Below are 733 nucleotides of genomic sequence, written 5' to 3' on the forward strand. Positions count from 1 at the left end.
ATCTTTGGGGACATCCCATATGTTACTTCTAGCGACTATACGATCAATCAAAGCATTGGAAAATCTGCTTCTGGACAGGTATTGATGAATATAATAAATGATCTTGAAACCGTAAAAGATTACCTTAAAAATGATTACCGAAATGCTGAAAGGATTTATCCCAATCGTTATATCGCTGTCATGCTGCTTTGTCAGTCTAATATGTTATTGGAACAATGGGAAAAAGCAAGAATGTATGCAGAGGAAATTATTGCCAGCCCTTTATATCAATTAAATACAGATCTCAATCTGACTTTTAAAAAAGATGGTAAGCATATCATGTGGCAATTGAAGCCGCTAAAAGCAGGTGATGCCACGGAAGAGGCAAAATTGTACTTAATTTCAAGTGTGCCGCAGAACTATGCATTATCTAACAACCTTGTAAGTACATTCACATCCACGGACCTGCGGAAATCGTTATGGATTAAAACAATAACCTCAGGGTCAAATACGTATTATGGTAGCATAAAATATAAAAATTCATCTTCAAATACAAACGAATATTCAATCGTATTCAGAATTGAAGAGGTGTATTGTATGATGGCTGAAATTTTGGCACGGCAAAATAACGTGAGCGATGCGCTTACTTATATTAACAAAATACGAAACAGAGCAGGTTTGGCCAACATAAGCAATACAATTTCAAAAGACCAATTGTTAAATGAAATATTAGCAGAAAAAAGAAGGGAATTTT

1 protein-coding gene is annotated in these 733 nt (G+C 34.8%); it reads left to right on the plus strand.

What is annotated here, in order from left to right; all coding sequences use genetic code 11:
• Positions 1–733, plus strand: a 733-nt coding sequence (locus WFK35_RS22950) for a RagB/SusD family nutrient uptake outer membrane protein (RefSeq protein ID WP_336734973.1), incomplete at both ends; no start/stop codon positions are given.

This window comes from Chryseobacterium sp. VD8, from assembly GCF_037149975.1.
GTDB classification, from domain to species: domain Bacteria; phylum Bacteroidota; class Bacteroidia; order Flavobacteriales; family Weeksellaceae; genus Chryseobacterium; species Chryseobacterium indicum.